This window comes from Actinacidiphila sp. bgisy144, from assembly GCF_057708105.1.
This window is the reverse complement of record NZ_JBYIRM010000050.1, coordinates 22,748-44,254: the sequence shown is the minus strand read 5'-3', so window position 1 is coordinate 44,254 and position 21,507 is coordinate 22,748. Positions and strand designations below refer to the sequence as shown.

18 protein-coding genes are annotated in these 21,507 nt (G+C 74.1%); 7 read left to right on the top strand and 11 right to left on the bottom strand.

Going from position 1 to position 21,507, the window contains the following annotated elements; translation table 11 throughout:
* Positions 1-178: 178 nt before the first annotated feature.
* Genes AC3EVP_RS34930 through AC3EVP_RS34910 form a run of 5 tightly spaced genes read right to left on the bottom strand, consistent with a single transcriptional unit; the run spans position 179 to position 5,483 of the window.
* Entirely contained in the window at positions 179-1,054 is an 876-nt protein-coding gene (locus AC3EVP_RS34930; RefSeq protein WP_335978819.1) for a glycosyltransferase family 2 protein, read from the bottom strand.
* 8 nt (positions 1,055-1,062) lie between these two features.
* Entirely contained in the window at positions 1,063-1,842 is a 780-nt protein-coding gene (locus AC3EVP_RS34925; protein ID WP_335978556.1) for a CDP-alcohol phosphatidyltransferase family protein, read from the bottom strand.
* Positions 1,820-2,881, bottom strand: a complete 1,062-nt coding sequence (locus AC3EVP_RS34920) for an iron-containing alcohol dehydrogenase family protein (RefSeq protein WP_335978559.1) — start codon at positions 2,879-2,881, stop codon at positions 1,820-1,822. The genes AC3EVP_RS34925 and AC3EVP_RS34920 overlap by 23 nt, the downstream gene beginning before the upstream one ends.
* Positions 2,869-3,621, bottom strand: coding sequence for a phosphocholine cytidylyltransferase family protein (locus tag AC3EVP_RS34915; protein ID WP_335978561.1), 753 nt, complete (start codon positions 3,619-3,621; stop codon positions 2,869-2,871). Before AC3EVP_RS34915 ends, AC3EVP_RS34920 begins: the two co-directional genes overlap by 13 nt.
* Complete coding sequence (locus AC3EVP_RS34910) at positions 3,618-5,483, bottom strand: DUF5941 domain-containing protein (RefSeq protein ID WP_435137286.1); 1,866 nt, start codon at positions 5,481-5,483, stop codon at positions 3,618-3,620. Before AC3EVP_RS34910 ends, AC3EVP_RS34915 begins: the two co-directional genes overlap by 4 nt.
* 382 nt (positions 5,484-5,865) lie before the next feature.
* Here AC3EVP_RS34910 and AC3EVP_RS34905 point away from each other — a divergent pair, with 382 nt between their 5' ends.
* Both AC3EVP_RS34905 and idi read left to right on the top strand, forming a co-directional pair.
* Entirely contained in the window at positions 5,866-6,873 is a 1,008-nt protein-coding gene (locus tag AC3EVP_RS34905; protein WP_435137272.1) for a cation diffusion facilitator family transporter, read from the top strand.
* A gap of 171 nt (positions 6,874-7,044) precedes the next feature.
* Entirely contained in the window at positions 7,045-7,653 is a 609-nt protein-coding gene (idi, locus tag AC3EVP_RS34900; protein ID WP_435137269.1) for an isopentenyl-diphosphate Delta-isomerase, read from the top strand.
* A 126-nt stretch (positions 7,654-7,779) separates the two neighbouring features.
* On the opposite strand, the gene AC3EVP_RS34895 is transcribed toward idi, so the two are convergent.
* Positions 7,780-8,268, bottom strand: coding sequence for an ATP-binding protein (locus AC3EVP_RS34895; protein ID WP_335978566.1), 489 nt, complete (start codon positions 8,266-8,268; stop codon positions 7,780-7,782).
* A 334-nt stretch (positions 8,269-8,602) separates the two neighbouring features.
* Between AC3EVP_RS34895 and AC3EVP_RS34890 the strand changes: the two genes are divergently transcribed.
* A complete protein-coding gene (locus AC3EVP_RS34890; protein WP_435137265.1) occupies positions 8,603-9,370 on the top strand; it encodes an enoyl-CoA hydratase/isomerase family protein in 768 nt (255 codons plus the stop codon).
* A gap of 149 nt (positions 9,371-9,519) precedes the next feature.
* Here AC3EVP_RS34890 and AC3EVP_RS34885 read toward each other — a convergent pair whose 3' ends face one another.
* On the bottom strand, positions 9,520-10,407 hold the full coding sequence (locus tag AC3EVP_RS34885; protein ID WP_335978569.1) for a DMT family transporter: 888 nt from the start codon (positions 10,405-10,407) through the stop codon (positions 9,520-9,522).
* A gap of 119 nt (positions 10,408-10,526) precedes the next feature.
* Positions 10,527-11,342: a TrmB family transcriptional regulator gene (locus tag AC3EVP_RS34880; protein ID WP_435137261.1), complete on the bottom strand. Its 816-nt coding sequence runs from the start codon at positions 11,340-11,342 to the stop codon at positions 10,527-10,529.
* Between the two features lie 392 nt (positions 11,343-11,734).
* On the opposite strand from AC3EVP_RS34880, the gene AC3EVP_RS34875 reads away from it, so the two are divergent.
* Positions 11,735-13,783: a putative Ig domain-containing protein gene (locus tag AC3EVP_RS34875; protein ID WP_435137258.1), complete on the top strand. Its 2,049-nt coding sequence runs from the start codon at positions 11,735-11,737 to the stop codon at positions 13,781-13,783.
* Positions 13,784-13,897: 114 nt separating this feature from the next.
* Here AC3EVP_RS34875 and AC3EVP_RS34870 read toward each other — a convergent pair whose 3' ends face one another.
* Positions 13,898-14,845 (bottom strand): AraC family transcriptional regulator, encoded by a 948-nt coding sequence (locus AC3EVP_RS34870; protein WP_435137255.1) that lies wholly within the window; start codon positions 14,843-14,845, stop codon positions 13,898-13,900.
* Positions 14,846-14,952: 107 nt separating this feature from the next.
* On the opposite strand from AC3EVP_RS34870, the gene AC3EVP_RS34865 reads away from it, so the two are divergent.
* The gene (locus AC3EVP_RS34865) at positions 14,953-16,083 is read left to right on the top strand and encodes an aldo/keto reductase (protein WP_435137252.1); all 1,131 of its coding nucleotides are present in this window, start codon (positions 14,953-14,955) and stop codon (positions 16,081-16,083) included.
* Between the two features lie 49 nt (positions 16,084-16,132).
* Here AC3EVP_RS34865 and AC3EVP_RS34860 read toward each other — a convergent pair whose 3' ends face one another.
* A complete protein-coding gene (locus AC3EVP_RS34860; protein WP_335978576.1) occupies positions 16,133-17,770 on the bottom strand; it encodes an ABC-F family ATP-binding cassette domain-containing protein in 1,638 nt (545 codons plus the stop codon).
* A gap of 13 nt (positions 17,771-17,783) precedes the next feature.
* Positions 17,784-18,611, bottom strand: a complete 828-nt coding sequence (locus tag AC3EVP_RS34855; RefSeq protein WP_435137248.1) for an HAD family hydrolase — start codon at positions 18,609-18,611, stop codon at positions 17,784-17,786.
* A 367-nt stretch (positions 18,612-18,978) separates the two neighbouring features.
* Between AC3EVP_RS34855 and AC3EVP_RS34850 the strand changes: the two genes are divergently transcribed.
* Together AC3EVP_RS34850 and AC3EVP_RS34845 are read left to right on the top strand one after the other, a co-directional pair.
* Positions 18,979-19,788, top strand: a complete 810-nt coding sequence (locus AC3EVP_RS34850) for a TIGR03084 family metal-binding protein (protein WP_435137245.1) — start codon at positions 18,979-18,981, stop codon at positions 19,786-19,788.
* The gene (locus tag AC3EVP_RS34845; protein ID WP_435137242.1) at positions 19,785-21,380 is read left to right on the top strand and encodes an acyl-CoA carboxylase subunit beta; all 1,596 of its coding nucleotides are present in this window, start codon (positions 19,785-19,787) and stop codon (positions 21,378-21,380) included. Before AC3EVP_RS34850 ends, AC3EVP_RS34845 begins: the two co-directional genes overlap by 4 nt.
* The last annotated feature ends 127 nt before the right edge of the window (positions 21,381-21,507 follow it).

The window sequence follows — 21,507 nt, the reverse complement described above, 5'->3', positions numbered from 1 at the left end:
TTGGCGGCGAGTTCGGCGGCGCTGAGGCCGTCGTCGAAGGCCGAGGGCACCGGCGAGGCGCCGACGGCGACCGCGCCATTGTGCGTTGTATCACTCACAGTTGACACTTTCGTCCTCAAGATGCGCGCCGGGTGCAGGGGGTTCCCGACTGCGCCTGATGCTCTCAGATCCGAGCTTGTCAGATGATCGGGGGTCGGCCCAGCCGGGTCAACCGCCACACCGTACGCCAGCGCATCGGGCGCCGCGGACCGCACGAAGTGGCCCAACCCTCCCGGAAGCCGCCGAACCACGCGCGCAGCGCGCTGCCCGACGGCCTGCGCACCAAGGTGAGCGCCATCCATACGCCGAGATACACCGGCACCAGGGGCCAGGGCAAGTTGCGCCGGGCCAGCCACACGCGGTTTCTGGCCACCAGCCGGTGGTAGACCGCGTGCCGGGCCGGCGAGGTGGCCGGGTGCAGCAGCACCAGGTCGGAGCGGTAGTCGATCATCCAGCCGGCGTCCAGCGCCCGCCAGGCCAGATCCGTCTCCTCGTGCGCGTAGAAGAACTGCTCGGGCAGCCCGCCGACCTGCCGGAGCACCTCGGTGCGCACCGCGCTGGCACCGCCGAGGAAGGTGGTGACCCGGGAGTTGCGCATCGGGTCGGACGCGCGCAGCCGCGGCACGTGCCGGCGCTGGGTCTCACCGGTCTGCGGGTCGGCGATCCGGAAGCTGATGATGCCCAGCTCGGGGTCCTGCTCGAAGGCCCTGCGGACCAGCTCGGCGGTGTCGTCGCCGGGCAGCAGGCCGTCGTCGTCGAGGTACATCACGATGTCCACGTCGCGACCGCCGGGGCCGAACAGCTCGACGCCGACGTTGCGGCCGCCGGGGATGCCGAGGTTCTCCGGCAGCTCGGCGGTGCGCAGGTGCTCGCGCTCCATCACCGGCAGCGGCGAGCCGTTGCCGACGAGCGCCACCTCCACCGGGGCGCCCTGCTGCTTGGCGACGGAGTCCAGCAGGTCCTGGAGCTCGGCCGGGCGGGTACCCATGGTGATGATGACGGCGCCGACCGTCAACGGGGCGGTCACTTCAGCCTGCTCGACGCGAGGACGGAGACGAGGTGGAGCAGGGTCTGGAGCAGGGCGATGGCGGCCAGCACCGCCACGCCGAGCCGGGTGAAGAACAGGTCGCCGCGGACCTGGTCGATCACGGCCAGCACCAGGATGAGCAGCGACGCCTCGATGCCGAGCACCAGGCGGTGGAACTGGAGCGCGGACGCGGCGCGGCGGGCCAGCGCCATCCCGGACGAGCGCAGCTCGGAGGCCGACTCCTGGACCGGCGGCCGCCCGGTCTGGTGCCGGGCCACGCCGACCAGGTCGGTCTCGGCCTTGATCAGCACCGCGCCGAGCGCGGCCAGGGTGCCGAGGAACGCCCACAGCCAGTCGATCCGGCCGCTGCCGAAGATGTCGGCGGCGCGCATGCCGAAGCCGACCAGCACGGCCGCGTCCGTCAGGTAGGCGCCCACCCGGTCGAGGTAGACGCCGGCCAGCGAGTACTGCTTCTTCCAGCGGGCGATCTCGCCGTCGACGCAGTCCAGCAGCAGGTAGAGCTGGACGGCGACCACGCCGAGCACGGCGCCGGCTATGCCGGGCACCAGCAGGGCCGGTGCGGCGAGCGCGCCGCACACGGTCATCAGATAGGTCAGCTGGTTGGGCGTGACGCGGGTGTTCACCAGGTGGCGGTCGATGCGCAGCGACACCTCGCGCATGTACAGCCGGCCGGCCCAGTGCTCGCCGCTGCGCCGGTCCTTGACGCCCGCCGGGTGAACGACGGGGCGCAGCTCAGCTACTGATGGTTTTGGCATAGTCGGCGTACGCGTCCCTGATGTCGGTGGCGGACAGGTCGAGGTGTTCCAGAATCGTGTAGCGCCCGGGGCGGGTCCGCGGTGCGTAGCGCACCGCCTCGACGAACTCCTGCGCGGAGAAGCCGATCTCCTCGGACAGCACCGGCAGTCCGTGCCGGCGCAGGGTGGCGGCGATCAGCGCGGACTGCTCGCGGGCGCCGCGCAGGTAGGTCGCGAAGGCGGCGCCGATGCCGACCTGCTCGCCGTGCGCGGCGGCGCGCTGCGGGTGGAGCAGGTCGAAGGCGTGGCTGATCTCGTGGCAGGCGCCGGAGGAGGGCCGGGAGTCGCCGCTGATGGACATGGCGATGCCGGTGAGCACCAGGCCCTCGGCGAGGGTGACGAGGAAGGCGTCGTCGGCGACGGTGCCGGGGTGGCGCAGCACCGCCTCGCCCGCGCCGCGCGCCATGGCGGCGGCCAGGCCGTCGATCCGCTCGCCGGTCTCGCGGTGCGACAGCTCCCAGTCGGCGAGGGCGGAGAGGTTGGAGACCGCGTCGCCGATGCCGGCCCGCAGGTAGCGGTCCGGGGCCTCGCGGATGACGTCCAGGTCGATGACGACCGCGATCGGGCCGGGCACGCCGTACGAGCCGCGGCCGTTGTCGTTGTCGAGGGTGGAGACCGGCGAGCAGATGCCGTCGTGCGAGAGGTTGGTGGCGACCGCGACCAGCGGCAGCCCGACCCGGGCCGCGGCGTACTTCGCGGCGTCGATGATCTTCCCGCCGCCCAGCGCGACCACCGCGTCGTAGCGCTCGCCGCGCATGGCGTCGGCGAGCTTGACGGCGGCGTCGATGGTGCCGCCGGCCACCGGGAACCAGGCGGCGCCCGGCAGTTCGGGGGCCAGCCGCTCGCTCAGGCGGGTGCCGGAGCCGTCGCTGACGGCTATGGCGATCTTGCCGGACGGCGAGATCCGCTCGTCGGCCAGGAGCTGGGAGAGGTCGGCGAGGGCGCCGCCGCGGATGTCGACGACGACCGGCGAGGGGATCAGCCGGGTCAGTACTGGCACGCGATCTCCCGTCCGCGGGCGAGGTCGGCGTGGTTGTCGATCTCGACCCAGGGGATGTCGCCGACCGGCGCCACGTCCAGGGTGTGGCCGCGGTGGACCATTTCCTGGTAGCCGTCCTCGTAGTACAGGTCGGGGTCGCGCTCGTAGGTGGCCTTGAGCGCGTCGGCGAGGTCGGCGGCGGCGTCGGCCTCGATGAGGGTGACGCCGATGTACTCGCCGGTGGCCTCGGCCGGGTCCATCAGCTTGGTGATCCGGCGCACCCCGCGGCCGGGCTCGGCGACGACCTTCATCTCCTCGTCGGCGAGTTTCTTGACGGTGTCCAGCGCGAGGATGACCCGGCGGCCGTCACCGCGGGCGGCCAGCAGGGTCTGTTCGACGGAGACCGGGTGGACGGTGTCGCCGTTGGCCAGAATCACTCCCTCGTGGAGCACGTCGCGCGCGCACCACAGGGAGTAGGCGTTGTTCCACTCCTCGGCCTTGTCGTTGTCGATGAGGGTCAGCTCGACGCCGTATCGGGCCTCCAGGGCCTCCTTGCGGGCGTACACCGCCTCCTTGCGGTAGCCGACGACCACCGCGGCGCGGGTGAGGCCGACCGCCGCGAAGTTGCCCAGCGTGAGGTCGAGCACGGTGGGGCCGTCCGCCGCGCCGTCCGGCCCGACCGGCACCAGCGCCTTCGGCAGCGTGTCCGTGTACGGCCGCAGGCGCCGTCCTGCGCCTGCCGCCAGCACCAGGCCGATCATGCGGGTTCTCCTGACTCGTCGTGTACGGCGGGTGCCCCCGAGGACACCCAGAAGCGGATGCTCTCGGTGAGGACCAGCAGCGCGAGTACGGCGGCGAGCACCGTCAGCGCGACGGTGAAGCCGTGCCGGTGCGCGCCCGCGACCAGGGCCGCCGACAGCACGGCCACCAGCAGCGCCCGGCCCTCGTGGCCGCCCGCCGCCCGCACCAGTGCGCGGGGCGGGGCCCCGGTGCCGCCGCGGATGCGGTACACCGTGTCGTAGTGATGGTAGGCGACCGCGGCTACCAGCCCGAAGGCGGCGGGCAACGCCCCGTTCACCTCGGAGACGGCCGCCAGTGCCAGCACGGCGCCGTACTCGCCGGCCCGGAAGAACGGCGGGACCAGCCAGTCCAGCGCGCCCTTCAGCGGGCGGGCGACGGATATCCCGCTGGTCACGACGTAGAGCGCGGCGGCCGCGACGACCCACCAGGAGCCGCGTGCGGCCAGCGCCGCGGTCGCGGTCAGGGCGCCGGCGCCGATCGCGGCGAGCAGCGGCGGCGCGACGGCGGGCAGCCGGCGCGCGAGCGGCGCGGTGGCGCGCGCCACCGCTTCGGCGAGCGGGCCGCTGTCGGCGAGGTCGGCGAGCGCCCGGGCGGCGCGGTCGGTGCGCTGGGCCTTCCTGGTCAGGGAGCGCAGCACCCGGCCGGCGGTGGTGTAGCAGGCGGCCAGGCCGCAGCCGATCAGCAGCACCACGAAGGTGATCCGGGGGGTGGTGGCGGCGGTGAGGACCGCGATGAGGAACCAGCGCTCGCCGATCGGCAGCACGATCATCCGGCGCACCCACACCGTCCAGCCGACGCTGTCCAGCCGCCCGGACAGGGCGGCGGTGGGGCTGGTGTTGGCGGCGGCGTCGTGGTTGGCCTCGTTGAAGGCGAAGTCCACGACGTGCCGGCAGGTCTGGAGCACCATCGCGCCCAGCGCGAGGGCCCACACGTCGTCGTGGCCGCCGCGGGCCGCGCCCAGCGCCAGGCCCGCGTAGTAGGCGTACTCCTTGGCGCGGTCGAAGGTCGCGTCGAGCCAGGCGCCGAGGGTGGAGTACTGGAGCGAGTAGCGGGCGAGCTGGCCGTCGGTGCAGTCCAGGACGAACGAGGCGAGCAGCAGCACGCCCGCGGCGACGTAGCCGGCGCGGGTGCCGGTGGCCGCGCACCCGGCGGCGATCAGCGCGACCAGCAGCGAGGCGGTGGTGACCTGGTTGGGGGTCAGGCCGCGCCGGGCGCACCAGCGCGCGATGTAGCGGGAGTACGGGCTGATGAAGTGGGTGGTGAAGAAGCCGTCGCGGGACTTGACCGCGCTGCGCAGCCGGACCGCTTCCTCGTCGACGTCGGCGACGGCGTCGGCCGCGGCGGCCTGCTCCTGCGGGGTGCGGGCCACCCTGGCGACCAGCACGCCCAGTTCGGGCCGGTACGGTTCGGCGCCCTGGCGGCCGAGCTCCTCGGCGAGCGCGTCGGCGAGGACGGCGCCGGAGGCGACGGTGGCGGTGGCGCCGCCGGGCGCTGCGGAGCGGCCTGCGGCGCCCTCGCCGGCCAGCGCGCCGAGCGCCCGGGTCAGCGCGGGCCGGGCGGCGGCCTGCACGGCGAGCGCGCCGGGCACGGCGCCGGCGTCGAAGCGGGGGTCGGTCAGCGCCAGGCGCAGGGCGTGGCGGTGGCCGCGGAAGCGGCGGTCGACGACCGCGACGCGCTCGGCGGGCGGCGCGTCGGCGACGTGCGCGGCCACGGCCTGCGGCCCGTCGGCCTCGACCACCTGGAATCCCAGGGCCCGCAGGTCGTCCGCGAGCGGCGACGGCGTCCCGGCGGCGGGCGGGCCGGTGAGAATTGCGGTCGGCAGAGGAACCCACTCCCTGAATACGTACGAAGGCGCACCGACGTGGCCGCGGCGGGCGGCTGCGGGCCGGAAACACGACGGCGAGGTTATCGGATGCGGGTCGGCAGTCGTTCACTGCGTGTTCGCCTGAACTTGGCCCGTCCGGTGTGATCATCATCCTCGATTCCGGTCGCCTGCCACAACATTGGGGCGGACCCGCCTTCCGCCACCCTTTCGGGTGACCCTCCGCGACAGCTGAGGGTCACCTCACCACCGCAGGTCACCGCACATGACAACGGTCTCCAGTATCGGCTTGCCCACGGTGGGTAACCGGTGTTGACTGGCCGCCGGACCACGCGAGCGGGCGTTCAGCGGACACCGGGCGATGCGGAAGGGGGCCCCGCCGATGGGGGCAGGGATCGGCCACCACCACGGACCGGGCCAGGGGGCCGCAGGCGGCGACGGCCAGGCCCAGGGCCGCGGGCACGGTCATGGGCACGGGCACGGGCACAGCCACGGCCTGGCGACCGCGGGCGGGGCGCACCGCGGCCGGCTGCGGATCGCGCTGTCGATCACGCTGCTGGTCCTGGCCACCGAGGTGGCCGGCAGCCTGCTCACCGGCTCGCTCGCGCTGCTCGCCGACGCGGGCCACATGGCCACCGACGCGGTCGGCCTGGCGATGGCGCTGCTCGCCGTCCATGTCGCGGCCCGTCCGCCGAGCGAGCGCCGCACCTTCGGCTACGCCCGCGCGGAGATCCTGGCCGCCGGGCTCAACGCCCTGCTGCTGCTCGCCGTCGGCGTCTTCATCTTCTACGAGGGCATCCGCCGCCTGATCACCCCGCACGGCATCGACGGCGGGCCGACCATCGTCTTCGGTGTGATCGGCCTGGTGGCGAACTCGGTGTCGCTGGTGGTGCTGATGGCCGGGCAGAAGGAGAGCCTCAACGTGCGCGCCGCCTTCCTGGAGGTGCTCTCCGACGCGTTCGGGTCGCTCGCGGTGGTGGCCGCCGCCGCGGTCTACCTGGTCAGCGGCTGGCGGCAGGCCGACGCGGTGGCCTCGCTGCTGATCGGCGTGCTGATCGTGCCGCGCACCTGGCAGCTGATGCGGGAGGCGCTGGACGTGCTGCTGGAGGCGGCGCCGCGCGGGGTGGACATGCGGCAGGTGCGCCGCCACATCGAGGGGCTGGCGGGCGTCGAGGGGCTGCACGACCTGCACGCCTGGACCATCACCTCGGGCCTGCCGGTGCTGTCCGCGCACGTGGTGGTCAGCCAGGACGTCCTGGACGCGGTGGGGTACGAGAAGATGCTGCACGACCTCCAGGGCTGCCTCGGCGCGCACTTCGACGTGGCGCACTGCACCTTCCAGCTCGAACCGGCCGGGCACGCCGCGCACGAACCAGGCATGTGCCGGTGACGGCCCTCCACCTCAGCGTGACGGCCTCCCGCCGGCGGGCAGCGGCGCCCGCCACCGCCGGCTGACCCCCGCGGGCCTTCCGCACGCCGGTACGGCCAGGGCGGTGCGCGCGCGGCGGCGCGCCGGACGTGCGGCAGACTAAGAACTCGTCGTCGAACGCGAAGGATGGAAATGCCCACCAGTCCTGCCACCGCCCGACCCGGCTCCCCCTCCCCCGTGGCGGCCCCGACCGGGGTCGAAGAACCGATCATGCTCGAACTCGTCGACGAGGACGGCGTCACCATCGGCACGGCGGAGAAGCTGTCGGCACACCTCGCACCCGGCCGGCTGCACCGGGCGTTCTCGGTCTTCCTCTTCGACGACGAGGGCCGGCTGCTGCTCCAGCGCCGGGCCCTGAGCAAGTACCACTCCCCCGGCGTGTGGTCCAACACCTGCTGCGGGCACCCCTACCCCGACGAGCAGCCGTTCGTGGCCGCGGCCCGGCGCACCGCCGAGGAGCTGGGCGTCGCCCCCGTGCTCATGCGCGAGGCGGGCACCGTCCGCTACAACCACCCGGACCCGGCCTCGGGCCTGGTCGAGCAGGAGTACAACCACCTCTACGTCGGCGTGGTCCGCGCCCCGCTGCGACCGGACCCGGCGGAGATCGGCGAGACCGTCTTCGTCACCCCGGAGGAGCTGGCGAAGCTGCGTACGGAGGGCCCGTTCTCGGCGTGGTTCCAGACGGTGCTGGACGCGGCGCTGCCGGCCGTCCGCGAGGTGACCGGGGCCGCGGGCTGGTAGAGCCGCCGTACGGCGCCCCGCGCGGCGCCGCGACGCGTGGAAGGGCGCGGCCGGGAGTCCCCGGCCGCGCCCTTGCCGTACCGTTCCTGCACCGCCCGGCCTGCGGCCCTGCGGCTGCCGTGGCGGTCAGTACCGGGGCGCGCGCAGCGGGAGCGCGGCCCAGACCACCTTCCCGCCGGTCGGCGTCTTGGCGATGTCGCAGGAGCCGCCCGCCTCGTCGGTGATCGTCTTGACCAGCACCAGGCCGCGCCCGCCGGTGCGCCCGTGGTCGGCCTCCAGCGCCTTCGGCCGGTACGGGTGGTTGTCCTCCACCGCGATCCTGATCCACTCCGGCCCCACCGCGAGCTCCACCGCGAACTCCGCGGAGAGCACCGCGGCGTGCTTGACCGCGTTGGTGACCAGCTCGGAGACGATCAGCAGCAGGCCGAAGAGCATGTCGTCGTCGATGGGGACGCCCTGTTCCCGCACCAGCGCGCGTACGCCGTGCCGCACCTCCGGCACCGAGGCGTCGACCGTGGGGGCGGTGAACCGCCAGACCCCCTCGTACGGCCGGGGCACCGGCACCGGAGCAGGGATCGGGGCCTGACCGAGCGGGACACTCCCGCGGACCTCCATGACCGCACCCACCATCGCTTTCGCGTGACCTCGTCCGACAGGGCCTGCCGACATGCCCGCCGCGCGCGCCGGGGAAAACGGGCGCACCGGGGGGACCGGGAGAATCGACCTCACCCGTCGAGTGTCCGCGCCCTTGCGACCCGCACATGCGGGAGACCGCAAATCCGCGACTTTGCGCGTTTCCCGACCGGGTCGGACCGGCGGGGATCGCCGGGGGCGCCCCTTCCGACCGCCGGGTGCGTGGTTGGGGCGGTCGAGGCCGGGGCGACACGCGTGGTTAGGATCGACCGGCTGCACCTGGTCGGTGCATGTGCACCGATCGAAGGAGCGAATGATGTCCCGGTTCGGCCCCGGCCTGCTGGTGAGCACCGAGGACGGCGTCGCCACCGTCGCGATCAGCAACCCCGCCCGGCGCAACGCCATGACGCTCGGCATGTGGCTGGCGCTGCCCCGGGTGCTGGCCGGGCTCGCCGCCGACCCCGGCGTACGGGTGCTGGTGCTCACCGGCGAGGGCGAGGCGTTCAGCGCGGGCGCCGACATCGGCGAGCTGACCGACGCCGAGGGGCGGCAGGCGGTGCAGGAGGCCGCGCTCACCGCCGAGGAGGCCCTCGCCGCCTTCCCGAAGCCCACGGTGGCCGCGGTCCGCGGCTTCTGCGTCGGCGGCGGCTGCCAGCTGGCGGTCGCCTGCGACCTGCGGTTCGCCGCGCGGGGGGCGCGCTTCGGGGTGACGCCGGCCCGGCTCGGCATCGTCTACGCCGCCTCCTCCACCCGGCGCCTGGTCGCCGTCGCCGGTCCCGCCACCGCGAAGTACCTGCTGTTCTCCGCCGAGCTGATCGACGACGAGCGGGCGCTGCGCACCGGCCTGGTCGACGAGGTGCTGCCCGACGCCGACCACCTCGACGCCCGCGTCCGCGCCTTCGCCGCCACCCTGACCACCCGCTCCCGGCTCACCCAGACCGCGGCCAAGGAGTTCGCCGCCGGCCCGCCCACCCCCGAACGCGCCGCCTACTGGGCCCACCAGGCCGCCACCACCCCCGACACCGACGAGGGCGCCACCGCCTTCCTCACCGGCCGCACCCCCACCTTCACCTGGACCCCCTGACCAAACGGCACCCCAGGGGCGCGGGGAACTGCGCGCCCAGCCGACACCACCGGTGAGCCCGAATACCGGCCCGAGCCCGTACGGCGCGACCGCCCCACCAACCGGCCCGCCGCCGGAAACCCGGCGCGCGGGGGCGGGCGGGCGGCCCGCTACGCGACCCGCGTTGCGCCTCGGCGCTCGCGTCGCTGCGGCCCCTGCGGCATCGCCGGGTGCCGCCCGAGCAGCAGCACCCCGACGACCACCGCCGCCAGCCCAGCCGCCTGGAAGGCGAGCGCCAGCGGCGTGACCCGGATCTGGTCCCCGAGGAACCCGATCCCGCACGCGATCCCGGCCAGCGGCTGCGCCGCGGTGAGCGCGGGCAGCGACATCCGCAGCGGCGCCGCCTCGAACGCGGACTGGACCAGCAGTATCCCGGTGATCCCGATGACGAGCACACCGTAGGGCTGCCAGCTCACCAGGAGCTGCGCGACCCCGTCGTCCTCCGCGATGGACCCGCAGATCCGGGTGAGCGCGTCCTGCAACCCGTAGATCAGTCCGGCGGCGAGCGCGAGGAAGGTGGCCTCCGAGGACGGCTGCAACCCCTTGGCGTAGAGGGTGACCAGCACCGCCAGCCCGGCCACGATCCCGAAGACCAGCCAGTGCCGCAGCGCGCTCGCGACGTGCCCGCCGCCGTGCGGCTGCCCGGCGACGATGAAGGCGGTCACCCCGAGGGCGAGCAGCGCCACCCCGCCCCAGCCGCTCCACCCCAGGGGCTGCCGGGTCAGCCAGCGCGACAGCGCCATCGCGAAGAGCAGGTTGGTCGCGGTGAGCGGCTCGACGAGCGAGACCTCGCCATGGGTGAGCGCGACGGCGCTGAGCACCTGCCCGGCGACCATGAAGCCGACGCCCATCAGCCAGTCGGGCATCCGGATCAGGTCGAGCAGCAGCCGGAAGGTCAGGATGTCCGACCGCGGGGCACGGGCGGCCGCGCGCTGCTGCAACACGAATCCCAGACCCAGGCAGCAGGCGGCACCCACGCCCAGCAGGAACACGGCCACGCCGTCACTGTAGCTCCCGGACCTGGGCGCGTCCGGCGTTGGCGCCCGGCCGCCGGGTGCGTGGCGCCGCGCGGGGCGGTCGGGCGGGGCGGTCGGACGGGGCGGTCGGACGGGGTCGGTCAGTCCGGGTCGGTCGCCGCGGACCGCGCGCTCTCCCACACCGTGAGAAAGGCCATCCGCAGGCACGCGGCGAGCGCGGGGTGCTCGATGTAGAGCGCGGTGGTCGCGTCGGTGCCGGCCACCGGGTCGGGCATGTCGCACAGCACCAACGACGCGTCGGCCACCACCAGCTTCAGCGGCAGCTCGGCCGCGAACCGGCTCTCCTCGCCCGCGGCGCCGAACCTCCGCACGTTCTCCAGCACTTCGCGGTCGTCCAGCGCTTCGTTGGTGTAGATCGCCCGGACCGTGCCGCCGGAGCGGCGCATCCGCCGTACGACCTTGATGCCGGTGGCGTTGGTCGGGGAGGAGACGAACGGCGGCTTGCAGAAGCTCAGCAGCTCGTGCCGGGCCTGCGCCTGGATGTCGGCGAACGCCTCCGCGATGGACTTCGGGTCGCGCAGGATCTCCACGTAGTCCATCGGCACCGTCTGGGTGCGCCCCTCGGTCCACACCGGCAGCAGCGCTGAGGTGAGCGCGGAGGACATCCGGTCCAGCCGTTCCAGCGTCTCGCGCTGGTGGGCCATCAGCCGGGCGACGGCGAGTTCGGGCGCGACCGCGGAGAAGGTGGCGACCCGGCCGGGCCTGGTGGTCGCCAGCCGCCGCCTGACCAGCGCGTCGAGCACGTCGTAGACCCGCTGCCGGGGCACGTCGGCCTCGCGGGCGACCTCCGCGGCGGTGTAGGACTCGCGGCGGACCAGGGCGAGGTAGACGCGGGCCTCGTAGCGCGCCAGCCCCAGCGCGACCAGGTCGCCGACCGGTCCGTCCTCCGTCTCCATGGGTCCCGACCGTATACGCCAAAGATCGTCCCGCGGAAGCGATCCGGTGGCTCCGGGTGCCGGTCCCGTGGCACCCCGGGGTCAAGTCAAGAGCAATCCTTTACCAACACCCGGTAGTTCCTTGACGATAGTCCTCACTACCTTCATCTGGTCACCACTCAACGGGGTGTCAGTGAACGCGAGTTGACACATGCTCCATGTGTTCCACGAGTTCTACACGCGTCACTCGCCCCGCCCAGGGCCCTCGGGCCGCCGGAGTTCCACGCACCCCCCGCACCTCCGCCCCACCAGTGAACGTGCGCCACGTTGAAGTCGAGGCGACGCCGCGGCGTTCGTTGTCATGCTCTTGACATATCCGCCCTGGCCGCCCTCGTCCGCCCGATACACCCCCCATGGAGGGCAGTTCCTTGCAGCTCAGTACCGGCCCGTTCAGACGGGCCTTCCGGCGCACGGCCGTCGCGGCCCTCGCCGCGGGCGCGCTCGTGACCGGCGGCATGTACGCCGCCACCGCCGCCACCGCGGCGCCCGCCACCACCACGGCCGCCGCCGCGAACAGCAACGGCACCGCCGCCACCGGCCCCTCCGCGGGCAAGGACGTCCAGCACCTGTGCGCGTCGCCGGCCGACGGCCAGATGTCGTGCATGGGGCTGGCCCGTACCGACGTCGCGCACCACCTCGGCATCACGCCGAACGCCACCCCGTCCGGCTACGGCCCCACCGACCTGGCCAGCGCCTACGCGCTGCCGAGCGGCGGCTCCGGCCAGACCGTGGCGATCGTCGACGCCTACGACGACCCCAACGCCGAGGCGGACCTCGCCACCTACCGCTCGCAGTACGGGCTGGCGTCGTGCACCACGGCCAACGGCTGCTTCAAGAAGGTCAACCAGAGCGGCAGCACCACCTCGCTGCCGACCGCCGACTCCGGCTGGGCCGGCGAGATCTCGCTCGACCTCGACATGGTCAGCGCGGTCTGCCCGCAGTGCAACATCCTGCTCGTCGAGGCGACCAGCGCGAGCATGACCAACCTGGGCACCGCCGTGAACACCGCGGTGTCGCTGGGCGCGAAGTACGTCTCCAACAGCTACGGCGGCAGCGAGTCCTCCTCGGACACGTCGTACGACACCTCGTACTTCAACCACCCCGGCGTCGCGATCACCGTCAGCTCCGGTGACGAGGGCTACGGCGCGGAGTACCCGGCGGCGTCGAAGTACGTCACCGCCGTCGGCGGCACCGCGCTCAGCCGCGCCAGCGGCACCACCCGCGGCTGGAGCGAGACGGTCTGGAACACCTCCAGCAGCGAGGGCACCGGCTCCGGCTGCTCGTCCTACGACGCCAAGCCCACCTGGCAGACCGACACCGGCTGCTCCAAGCGCACCATCGCCGACGTCTCCGCGGTCGCCGACCCGGCCACCGGCCTGGCCGTCTACGACTCCTACGGCGCCAGCGGCTGGCAGGTCTACGGCGGCACCAGCGCCTCGTCGCCGATCATCGCCTCGGTCTACGCGCTGGCCGGCACCCCGGCCTCCGGCACCACCCCGGCGTCCTACCCCTACGCCCACACCAGCTCGCTCAACGACGTGACCAGCGGCTCCAACGGCAGCTGCAGCGGCAGCTACCTGTGCACCGCGGGCACCGGCTACGACGGCCCGACCGGCCTCGGCACGCCCAAGGGCACGGCCGCCTTCACCAACGGCACCTCCACCGGCGGCAACACCGTGACGGTCACCAACCCGGGCAGCCAGAGCACCAAGACCGGCACCGCGGTGAGCCTCCAGATCAGCGGCAGCGACTCCGCCTCCGGCCAGACCCTCAGCTACAGCGCGTCCGGCCTGCCGGCCGGCCTGTCGATCAGCTCCTCCGGCCTGATCTCGGGCACCCCGACCACCGCGGGCACCTCGTCCGTGACGGTCACCGCCACCGACGGCACCGGCGCCACCGGCTCGACCTCCTTCACCTGGACGGTCAGCACCTCCGGCGGCGGCACCGGCTGCACCGCCACGCAGCTCCTGACCAACCCGGGCTTCGAGTCCGGCGCCACCGGGTGGACCGCGTCCTCCGGCGTCATCGACAGCAGCTCCGACGCCCCGGCGCACAGCGGCTCGTACAAGGCGTGGTTCGACGGCTACGGCTCCACCCACACCGACACGCTCTCCCAGTCGGTGACCATCCCGTCGACCTGCACCAGCGCGAGCCTGAGCTTCTACGTCTACATCAGCACCGACGAGAGCGGCTCGACCGCCTACGACAAGTTCACCGTCGCGGCCGGTTCCACCACCCTCGCCACGTACTCCAACGTCAACGCCTCCAGCGGCTACGTGCTGAAGACGATCGACGTGTCCTCGCAGATCGGCAAGACCTTCACGCTGAAGTTCACCGGCACCGAGGACTCCTCGCTCGCCACGTCCTTCCTGCTGGACGACACGGCGGTCAACGTCAGCTGACCGTCTGAACCCACCGCGGTCCGCCGCACCGTAGACCACGTGGTCCGGGTCGCCTGCGAGGCGACCCGGACCACGTGACCATGTCCGGGGCCGTCCTGGGCCGTCAGGTGCCCGTCAGGTGCCGGTGCGGGGCGGGACGGGCGCGGCCATGCGGGCGCGCAGCCGGACCGCGTCACGCGCGGGCGGCAGGCCGTAGCGGCGGCGGTACTCGCGGCTGAACTGGGTGGCGCTGGCGTAGCCGACCGCCTCGGCGACCATGGCCGCGGTGGCGTCGCCGGACACCAGACGGCGGCGGGCCTCCTGGAGCCGCAGGTCCTTCTGGAAGCGCAGCGGCCCCATGCCGGTGGCCGCCTTGAAGTGCCGGTGCAGCGTGGCGGGGCTCATGTGCGCGACGGCGGCGACCGCCTCCACGGTGAGCGGTTCGCGGAAGTGCGCGCTGATCCACGCGGCAGCCGCGCGCACCCTGGCGGCGGCGGTGCCGGCCGTGGCCAGCCGGCGCAGCATCGGGCCGAGCGGGCTGCCGAGCAGCCGGTAGAGGATCTCCGCCTCGACCCTGGGGGCGAGCGCGCGGATGTCGCCGGGGGTGTCCAGCAGTCGCACCCAGCGGGTGACCGCGTCCACGACCTGCGGGGTCATCGGCGCGGAGACCTGCCCCTCGAAGGCGGCGGGCACCGGCGGGGGCGGCGGCCCGCCGGCGCCGTCCAGTTCCAGCAGCAGGTCCGCGAGCACGCCGCCATCCAGCCGCATCACCGCGGCGCGGTACGGGAGGCGTTCGAAGACGACCGTGACCGGCAGCACCAGGGCGTTGAGGAACATCTCGCCGCGCCGGGTGCGCCAGCTGCGCTCGCCGGCGGCGGAGTGCTTGGCGCCTTCGGCGATGAAGCAGATCATCGGCTCGTAGAGCAGGTCCGCCGGGGGTACGGGCTCGTCGAGGGCGACGAGGGTCAGGCGCGGCACCTGCGTGTCGCCCCCGCTGCCGACGCCGTCCGGACTGCCGCCACTGCCTGCGCTGCCGTAGCCGCATGCGCTGTGGCGGGCGATCGCCGCCGCGAGTTGGTCCATGCCGGGCTCCTGCGCCGTCGTACGAGCGCCCCTGCTTGAGAGGATCAGGCAAGAATATGCGATCAGTGCCCCATGCGGCGCAGCGGGTGTCTTCCTAGCGTGGAGGTATGGCACACAGCGACAAGGCCGGCACGGGCGACGTGCGCGGCCAGGACCAGATGAACGGCACGGGCAACCCGGCGGGCTCCCCCGGCTCCCCCGGCAACTCCGACAGCTCCGGCAGCTCCGGCAGCTCCGGCAGCGGACGGCTGCCTCAGCGCCGGCTCGGCACGCAGGGCCTTCAGGTCGGCGCGATCGGGCTCGGCACCATGGGCATGACGATGGCGTACGGCCCGGGCGGCGACGAGGCGGACGGCGCCGCGACCATCCGCCGGGCGTGGGAGCTCGGCGTCACCCTCTTCGACACCGCCGAGCTGTACAACACCGGCGACGGCTCCAACGAGCGCCTGCTCGGCGACGCGGTGCGGGACTTCCGCGACGAGGTGGTGCTCGCCACCAAGTTCGGCTTCGACCTCAGCGACCCGCAGCGGTACGGCACCGCGCTGGACAGCCGGCCCGAGCACATCCGCGAGGTCGCCGAGAACAGCCTGCGCCACCTCGGCACGGACCGCATCGACGTGCTCTACCAGCACCGGGTCGACCCGGACGTCCCCATCGAGGACGTGGCCGGCACGGTCGGCGAGCTGATCGCCGAAGGCAAGGTGCGCTTCCTCGGGCTCAGCGAGGCGGGCCCGGAGACCATCCGGCGCGCGCACGCGGAGCACCCGGTGTCGGTCCTCCAGACGGAGTACTCGCTCTTCGAGCGGGCCGTGGAGGCCGACGTACTGCCGGTGGTGCGCGAGCTGGGCATCGGCTTCGTGCCGTACTCGCCGCTGGGCCGCGGGTTCCTCACCAGCGCGTGGAAGCCGGCCGCGGACTACCCGGCGGACGACATGCGCAGCTGGGACGACCGCTGGCAGCCGGGCAACTACGAGCGCAACGCGGCCGCGGTCCGGGCGCTGGGCGCCCTCGCGGAGCGCAAGGGCGCCACGGTGACGCAGCTCGCGCTGGCCTGGCTGCTGGCGCAGGGCCCGGACATCGTGCCGATCCCGGGCACCCGCAGCCCGCGCCGGGTGGCGGAGAACACCGCGGCGGCCGCGGTCGAGCTGACCGCGGCCGACCTGGCCGAGATCCGGCAGATCCTGCCGCACGGCGCGGCCGGTTCGCGCTACCCCGCGGCGGTGATGCCGAGTTGGTGACCCGCCCCGGTCTCCGCCCGCCGCTTGCGTCCGGTCGGCGGGCCGGGGGTCAGGCCTCCGTGACGCGGCCGCCGTCGACCTCGATCCGGCGGGTGGTGTGCACCGCCTCCAGCATGCGGCGGTCGTGGGTGACGAGCAGGAGCGTGCCCTCGTAGGAGGCGAGCGCGGACTCCAACTGCTCGATCGCGGGCAGGTCGAGGTGGTTGGTGGGCTCGTCGAGGACCAGGAGGTTCACGCCGCGGGCCTGGAGCAGGGCGAGGGCGGCGCGGGTGCGCTCGCCCGGGGAGAGCGTGGCGGCCGGGCGCAGCACGTGCGCGGCCTTGAGGCCGAACTTGGCGAGCAGGGTGCGGATCTCGGCGGGCTCGAGGTCGGGCGCGGGCACCCGGAAGGCGTCGAGCAGGGTGGCGTCGCCGCGGAAGAGCCCGCGGGCCTGGTCGATCTCGCCGACCACCACGCCCGGGCCGAGCGAGGCGTGGCCCTCGTCCAGCGGGAGCCGCCCGAGGAGGGCGGCGAGCAGGGTGGACTTGCCCGCGCCGTTGGCGCCGGTGATCGCCACCCGGTCCGCCCAGTCGATCTGGAGGTCGACCGGCCCGAAGGTGAAGTCGCCGCGCCGGACCCGGGCCTGCCGCAGGGTGGCGACCACGGCGCCGGAACGGGGCGCGGCGGCGATCTCCATCCGCAGCTCCCACTCCTTGCGGGGCTCCTCCACGACCTCCAGCCGCTCGATCATCCGGTCGGTCTGGCGGGCCTTGGCGGCCTGCTTCTCGCTGCCCTCGGTGCGCGCCTTGCGGGCGATCTTGTCGTTGTCGGGCTGCTTGCGGACGGCGTTGCGCAGGCCCTTGTCCATCCAGCCGCGCTGCATCCGGGCCCGGGCCTCCAGGCCCGCCTTCGTGTCGGCGTACTCGTCGTACTCCTCGCGGGCGTGGCGGCGGGCGGTCTCCCGCTCCTCCAGGTAGGCCGCGTAGCCGCCGCCGTAACTGGCCACCTGCTGCTGGGCGAGGTCGAGTTCGACGACGCGGTTGACGGTGCGGGCCAGGAACTCGCGGTCGTGGCTGACCAGGACGGTGCCGGCGCGCAGGCCGGTGACGAACTTCTCCAGGCGTTCCAGGCCGGCCAGGTCCAGGTCGTTGGTGGGCTCGTCGAGGAGGAAGACGTCGTAGCGGCTGAGCAGGAGCGAGGCGAGCCCGGCGCGGGCGGCCTGGCCGCCGGACAGCGCCCGCATCTGCGTGTCGAGGTCCACCCCGAGGCCGAGGGAGCCCGCGGCCTCCTCGGCCCGCTCGTCCAGGTCGGCGCCGCCGAGGTCCAGCCAGCGGTCCAGGCTCTCGGCGTAGGCGTCGTCGGCGCCGGGCGCCTCGTCCACCAGCGCCTGGGTGGCGGCATCCAGCGCGGCCTGCGCGGCCGCGACGCCGGTGCGGCGGGCCAGGAACGCCCGTACGGTCTCGCCCTCCCTGCGGTCGGGTTCCTGCGGCAGGTACCCGATGTTCGCGGTGGCGGGCGAGCGCCGCACCGAGCCCTCCTCGGGGGTGCCGAGTCCGGCGAGCAGCCGCAGCAGCGTGGACTTGCCGGCGCCGTTGGCCCCCACCAGCCCCACCACGTCGCCTCCGGCGACCACCAGGTCGAGGCCGCTGAACAGTGCCCGGTCGCCGTGCCCGGCCGCGAGGTTCTTCGCTACAAGTGTCGCGCTCATCAGACCGCGGACTCTACCCGCTCCCCCGCCCCCGGATCGCGCCCTTTTCGCCCCTGCGGGGGTGCGGGTCGGCCGGCGCAGCGAGCGCGGCCAGCGCCGCCGGCAGGGCGTGCAGGGTGCGCAGGACGTGGACGCCGGAGGCGGGCCCGGCGGCGCCCGGCCGCTGCTCGCCGCGGCACAGCCAGTACGACCGCAGGCCCGCGTCGCGCGCGCCCAGCGCGTCCGCGGTGTAGTCGTCGCCGACGTACGCGACCTGCCCGGGCGGCAGGCCCAGGGCGGCGCAGCCGGCGTGGAAGATCCCGGCCGCGGGCTTGGCGGCGCCGTACTCGTCACAGCAGACGAACGCCCCGCGCAGGTAGGGCAGCAGGCCGACCGCGGCGAGCTTGTGGCGCTGACCCTCGGCGCCCGCGTTCGAGACCACCCCGAGCCGGTGGTCCGCGGCGAGCCGCCGCAGCACCGGTTCGGCGTCCGCGAAGGCCGCCCCGGCCAGGTCCCGCCGCACCGCGTACCGCCCGAACCACGCCGAGGCCTCCTCGTCGGACAGCCCCGGCCGCCCCAGGAACCGCCGCACCCGCGCCCGCTGCTGCTCGGCGAACCCCACTTCCCCGGCCAGGAACCGCCCGTACTCCTCGGCCATCAGCTCCCGCCACCGCACCAGCGCCTCCCCCGCCGACCCCACCCCCGCCACCGGCTCCGCCCCGAGATGCGCCCGGAGCCCGGCGGCCTCGGCCTCCGCGTAGTCGAACAACGTCCCGTCCACATCGAACAGCACCCCCCGCACCCCCACGACCACCCCTCCCCGGCCCCGTCCGCTGTCGGCGCCTGCCGCTGAGGGTGTCATGGCTCCTTCCGGATCTCCCGCAGACGCCGGCCAAGCGCGTGGCGTGCGCCCTGGACGCTGGAGGACGGGGCGCTGGAAGACGGGGACACCACTGCGACTGTGCCCGCCTCAGCCGATCTTGTAGTCGGCATGCGGAACCGCGCGCTGCCAAGCCGCGGCGAAGGCCTCCGCGCACAGCTGCACCGCTGTCCTGCTCCCGTTCGCCCGGCCGCCACACAGCCTTGCGCGAACTTGCACGGGGTGCGCGCGGCATCCCGCGGTCCGGGTCGAAAAACATGCATGCGTGCTTGAATGTTTTATGGGGGGCTGGCACGCTCGGGGGAGCTGTCACATGTCCGGTCCGGGGCGGGGTCTGCGAGGGGTGGCCGTGGTCGAAGTGCGGGCGGTACAGGCCGTGTTGGAGGACCTGCGGGCGGAGGGCGAGGCGCTGGACGCGCTGGTCGCGCCGCTCGGGGCGGAGGGGTGGGCGGCGGGGACGCCTGCTGCCGGGTGGACGGTGGCGCACCAGGTCGCGCACCTGGCGTGGACGGACGGGCGGGCGCTGCTTGCGGTGCGGGACCCGGACGGGTTCACCGCGGAACTCGGCGGCGACCTCGCGGAGTTGGCCGCGTCGGTGGACAAGGGCGCGGCGGCGGGCGCGGCCGAGCCGTACGCGCGGTTGCTGGCGCGCTGGCGGGCGGGCCGGGACGCGCTGCTGGAGGCGCTGGGCGCGGCGCCGCCGGGAGCGCGCTTTCCCTGGTACGGGCCGCCGATGAGCACCGCGTCGGTGGCGACGGGCCGGCTGATGGAGACCTGGGCGCACGGCGAGGACGTCGCCGACACGTTCGGGGTGCGGCGGGCGCCGACCGCGCGGCTGCGGCATGTGGCGCGGATCGCGGTGCGCGCGCGGGACTACGCCTTCGCGGTGCGCGGGATGGCGCCGCCGGCGGAGGAGTTCCGGGTCGAACTGGCCGCGCCGGACGGCGGGTTGTGGACGTACGGGCCGCCGGACGCGGCGCAGCGGGTGACCGGCCCCGCCCTGGACTTCTGCCTGCTGGCGGTCCGGCGGCGGCACCGCGACGACACGGCGGTGCGGGCGCAGGGCCCGGACGCGGACCGGTGGCTGTCGGTGGCGCAGGCGTTCGCGGGGCCGCCCGGCGCGGGGCGGGCGCCGGCGGCGGACGGCGGTGCGGCATGAACGCGGTACGGGGCGCCGTGCAGGGCGCGGAGTACGACGAGCGGCGCGCGGCGATGCTGGAGCGGCTGGCGGAGGTCGAGGCCGCCCACCAGGAGGCGCTGGCCGGGGGCGGCCCGAAGTACGTCGAACGGCACCGGCGCCGTGGCAAGTTGACCGCGCGCGAGCGGATCGAGCTGCTGCTCGACCCGGACACGCCGTTCCTGGAGCTGTCGCCGCTGGCCGGCTGGGGCAGCGACTACACCACCGGCGCGTCGCTGGTGACCGGGATCGGCGTGGTCGAGGGCGTGGAGTGCCTGGTGAGCGCCAACGACCCGACCGTACGCGGCGGTTCGAGCAACCCGTGGACGCTGCGCAAGGCGCTGCGGGCCGACGAGATCGCGCTCGCCAACCGGCTCCCGCTGATCAGCCTGGTGGAGTCCGGCGGCGCGGACCTGCCCAGCCAGAAGGAGATCTTCATCCCCGGCGGCGCCCTCTTCCGCGACCTGACCCGGCTGTCGGCGGCCGGCATCCCCACCGTCGCGGTGGTGTTCGGCAACTCCACGGCCGGCGGGGCATACGTCCCGGGCATGTCCGACCACGTGATCATGGTCAAGGAGCGCGCGAAGGTGTTCCTCGGCGGGCCGCCGCTGGTGAAGATGGCGACCGGCGAGGAGAGCGACGACGAGTCGCTGGGCGGCGCCGACATGCACGCGCGGGTCTCCGGCCTCGCCGACTACTTCGCGTTGGACGAGCCGGACGCGCTGCGCACCGCCCGCCGGGTGGTCGCCCGCCTCAACTGGCGCAAGCAGGGCCCCGATCCGCAACCGGACCCGCGCCCGCCGCTGTTCGACGAGGAGGAGCTGCTCGGCATCGTGCCGGGCGACCTGCGCACCCCGTTCGACCCGCGCGAGGTGATCGCCCGGGTGGTGGACGGCTCGGACTTCGACGAGTTCAAGCCGCTGTACGGGCCGAGCCTGGCGACCGGTTGGGCGCGGGTGCACGGCTACCCGGTCGGCATCCTCGCCAACGCCCAGGGCGTGCTGTTCAGCGCGGAGTCCCAGAAGGCCGCGCAGTTCATCCAGTTGGCCAACCAGCGGGACATCCCGCTGCTGTTCCTGCACAACACCACCGGCTACATGGTCGGCCGCGCGTACGAGGAGGGCGGCATCATCAAGCACGGCGCGATGATGATCAACGCCGTCTCGAACTCCCGGGTGCCGCACATCTCGGTGCTGATGGGCGCGAGTTACGGCGCCGGCCACTACGGCATGTGCGGCCGCGCCTACGACCCGCGCTTCCTCTTCTCCTGGCCCAGCGCGAAGTCCGCGGTGATGGGGCCCGCGCAGCTCGCCGGGGTGCTGTCGATCGTCGCCCGCCAGTCCGCCGCCGCGAAGGGCCGGCCGTACGACGAGGAGGCCGACGCGGCGCTGCGGGCCATGGTCGAGCAGCAGATCGAGGCCGAGTCGCTGCCGATGTTCCTGTCCGGGCGGCTGTACGACGACGGCGTGATCGACCCGCGGGACACCCGCACCGTGCTGGCCCTGTGCCTGTCCGCCATCCACAACGCCCCGGTCGAGGGCGCGCGGGGCGGCTTCGGCGTCTTCCGGATGTGAGAGGTGAGCGATGTCGAAGGTGCTCAACGGCGCCAGGATCGTGGGGAGTTGGACCCGGTGACCGAACAGGCCGCACACCCGGCCGAAGGCAGGCACGTCCACCCGGCCGAACCCGAGCCCGTCCACC